Annotated in this window: 1 pseudogene; it reads right to left on the bottom strand. The window is 62.0% G+C overall.

The window, feature by feature from the left end:
- Positions 1-240: pseudogene (locus SB816_RS33245) on the bottom strand (carbohydrate ABC transporter substrate-binding protein); the annotation flags it as partial.
- Positions 241-255 lie beyond the last annotated feature (15 nt).

The following is a 255-nucleotide window of genomic DNA, read 5'->3' as shown; positions in this document are numbered from 1 at the left end:
CGAAGTGCCCTGCCCACCTGCAGCCGGCAAGGCCAAAAGCGCGCCGGTATCGGCAATCTGCCCAACATGCGGATGATCAAGCACGATGAAATCATAGCGCGCTGCCAGATCCAGAATCGGCGCGTCGGCAAAAGCCTGCAACGAGCGCTTGTCCCACTGCACCTCAATACCGGTCTGCGCGCGGTAGGCCGCCGCAGCCGCAACGACGCAATCATAGCCGCGCGGGTGATCCCAAGTCATGCCCTTTAGTCGAGT

This window comes from Achromobacter sp. SIMBA_011, from assembly GCF_046535435.1.
Classification (GTDB): Bacteria; Pseudomonadota; Gammaproteobacteria; order Burkholderiales; family Burkholderiaceae_B; genus Achromobacter; species Achromobacter dolens.
Note: the sequence above shows the minus strand (reverse complement) of the source record. Positions and strands in the feature narration are given on the sequence as shown.